At 63.0% G+C, this 3249-nt stretch carries 2 protein-coding genes; both read left to right on the forward strand.

Going from position 1 to position 3249, the window contains the following annotated elements; genetic code table 11:
- The first annotated feature begins 55 nt into the window (after window positions 1–55).
- Window positions 56–1483 carry a multidrug transporter subunit MdtD gene (gene mdtD, locus F8N49_RS26725; protein WP_042606617.1) on the forward strand — a complete coding sequence of 476 codons (1428 nt, stop codon included), beginning with the start codon at window positions 56–58 and terminating at the stop codon, window positions 1481–1483.
- A gap of 292 nt (window positions 1484–1775) precedes the next feature.
- Window positions 1776–3161: an ATP-dependent RNA helicase DbpA gene (gene dbpA / locus F8N49_RS26730; protein WP_024014613.1), complete on the forward strand. Its 1386-nt coding sequence runs from the start codon at window positions 1776–1778 to the stop codon at window positions 3159–3161.
- Window positions 3162–3249: the final 88 nt, after the last annotated feature.

The raw sequence follows: 3249 nt of genomic DNA on the forward strand, positions 1-3249 counted from the left end.
AGTCATTCCCACGCAGAGCGTGGGAACGATCATCCAACAGACCACAAGAGGTTCCATGCCCAACCGCCCGCCTCTCGACGCCATCACCGCCCGCTGGTTGCCGTGGGTCGTCGCCATTGCGTTCTTCATGCAGTCCCTCGACGGGACCATCCTCAACACCGCGCTGCCGGCCATGGCCAGCGATCTGGCCGAAGACCCGTTGCGCATGCAGGGTGTGATCATCGCCTACATGCTCACCGTGGCCCTGCTGATCCCGGCCTCAGGCTGGATCGCCGACCGCTTCGGCACCAAGAAAATCTTCTTCGGCGCGATTCTGCTGTTCAGTTTCGGCTCGTTGCTGTGCGCGTTATCCAGCAGCCTGAGCATGCTCATCGGTGCACGGGTGATTCAGGGCCTCGGCGGTGCGCTGATGTTGCCGGTCGGGCGGCTGGTGGTGCTGCGTGCCTACCCGCGCTCGGAACTGGTGCGGATCATGGGTTTCATCACCATTCCCGGCCTGCTCGGCCCGCTGATCGGCCCGACCATGGGCGGCTGGATGGTGGAATACGTGACGTGGCACTGGATCTTCCTGATCAATCTGCCGGTCGGGGTGATCGGCTGTTATGCGGTGTGGAAGTTCATTCCCGATCTGCGCGGCACGGAGCGCACGCGCTTCGACAGCCTCGGTTTTCTGCTGTTCGGCGCGGCGATGATCCTCATCACCATCGCCATGGAAGGCCTTGGCGAACTGCACCTGCCGCACCTGCGGGTGATGTTGCTGCTGTTCGCCGGCATGGCCTGTCTGGCGGCGTACTGGCTGCGCGCCGGGCACATCGAAAACCCGTTGTTCGCGCCGTCATTGTTCAAGACCCGCACCTTCGCCGTCGGCATCCTCGGCAACCTGTTCGCGCGACTGGGCAGCGGCGCCCTGCCGTTTCTGGTACCGCTACTGCTGCAAGTCGCGTTGGGTTACTCGCCGTCGCAAGCCGGGATGAGCATGTTGCCGCTGGCGGCTGCGGCGATGATCGCCAAGTGGGTCGCGCGGCCGCTGATCGAACGCCTCGGCTATCGCATCGTGCTCACCGGCAACACGCTGGCGCTGGGGATCATGCTGGCGAGCATGGGTCTGGTCAGCGAGCAGACGCCGTACTGGCTGCTGCTGTGCCTGCTGGCCGTGCTGGGTGCAATCAACTCGCTGCAATTCACCGCGATGAATACGGTGACGCTGATCGACCTCGACGATGCCAGCGCCAGCAGCGGCAACAGTCTGCTGTCGGTGGTCGCGCAGTTGTCGCTGAGCCTCGGCGTGGCTTGCGCCGGTGCGCTGCTCGGCGGCTTCACTGCGAAGGTCGGCAACGATGGCGTGGAAACCGTACTCGGCGCGTTCCAACTGACCTTCGTCACGGTCGGCGTGATGGCGATGCTGGCGGCGACGATCTTCTCGCAGCTGTCCAAGGAAGACGGGCGCCGGGCGAAACGGCCACAGGAGCACATCGAACACTGATTGTGCTGGAGGACATCTGTGGCTGCTGAAGGACTTCCGTGGCGAGGGGATTTATCCCCGCTGGGTTGCGCAGCAGCCCCAAAAAGGTTGGATGCGGTTAGCCTGATGAATCGAGGTGGCAGGTATTGGGGGTGCTGCGCACCCCATCGGGGATAAATCCCCTCGCCACAGATAAATCCCCTCGCCACAGGTAATCCCTGCCTCGGGTTCAATCGCTGTTCGTCCAGAACTGTCGAGGAAACCGGCACGGGGCTGCTACACTGCGCGACATTTTGTTTTGCAGGCCAGTCCCGTGACCACCATCGCCACCGCTTTTAATACTCTGCCGCTGTCCGCCGCCATGCTGGCTAACCTCGAATCACTCGGTTATGCCCAGATGACGCCGATCCAGGCGCAGAGCTTGCCGGTGATCCTCAAGGGGATGGACCTGATCGCCCAGGCCAAGACCGGCAGCGGCAAGACCGCCGCATTCGGCATCGGCCTGCTCAACCCGATCAACCCGCGCTACTTCGGTTGCCAGGCGCTGGTGATCTGCCCGACCCGCGAGCTGGCCGACCAGGTGGCCAAGGAAGTCCGTCGTCTGGCCCGCGCCGAAGACAACATCAAGGTCCTGACCCTGTGCGGTGGCGTATCGTTCGGTCCGCAGATCGCTTCGCTGGAACACGGCGCACACATTATCGTCGGCACCCCGGGGCGCATTCAGCAGCACTTGCGCAAGGGTTCGCTGGTGCTCGATGGCCTGAACACGCTGATCCTCGACGAAGCCGACCGCATGCTCGACATGGGTTTCTACGACGCGATCGAAGACATCATCATCAAGACCCCGGAGCGTCGCCAGACTCTGCTGTTCTCCGCGACCTACCCGGTGGGCATCAAGCAACTGGCCTCGAAATTCATGCGCGATCCGCAGACCGTCAAGGCTGAAGCCTTCCACGACGACACGCAGATCGAGCAGCGCTTCTACGAGATTTCCCCGGAAGAGCGCATGAGCGCGGTGACCAAAGTCCTGCACCACTTCCGTCCGGCGTCCTGCGTGGCGTTCTGCTTCACCAAGCAGCAGGTTCAGGAAACCGTCGATCACCTGACCGCCAAAGGTATTTCCGCCGTTGGCCTGCACGGCGATCTGGAACAGCGTGACCGCGATCAAGTGCTGGCGATGTTTGCCAACCGCAGCACCTCGGTGCTGGTTGCCACCGACGTCGCGGCCCGTGGTCTGGACATCGATGCGCTGGACATGGTGATCAACGTCGAGCTGGCGCGCGATTCGGAAATCCACATCCACCGCGTCGGCCGTACCGGTCGCGCGGGCGAGAAAGGCATCGCCATCAGCCTGGTCGCGCCGTCCGAAGCTCATCGTGCGCAAGCCATCGAACAACTGCAGAAAGCGCCGCTGAACTGGGATCAGATCGACAACCTCAAGTCCCAGGGCCTGGCGCCGCTGCAACCGCCGATGACCACCCTGTGCATCGGCGCTGGCCGCAAAGACAAAGTGCGCCCGGGCGACATTCTTGGCGCACTGACCGGCGAAGCGGGCATTCCCGGTGCGCAGGTCGGCAAGATCGCGATCTTCGATTTCCAGGCCTACGTCGCTGTCGAGCGCACCGTGGCCATGCAGGCCTTGCAGCGCCTGAACGACGGCAAGATCAAGGGCCGCTCGTTGCGCGTGCGTATTCTGTAAGCGATCTTCCATCCATAGGAGATCCCCTGTGGGAGCGGGCTTGCCCGCGATGACGGCCTGACAGACAACATTTATGTTGAATGTGCAG

Source organism: Pseudomonas sp. GXM4, from assembly GCF_008923895.1.
Taxonomy (GTDB): domain Bacteria; phylum Pseudomonadota; class Gammaproteobacteria; order Pseudomonadales; family Pseudomonadaceae; genus Aquipseudomonas; species Aquipseudomonas atacamensis.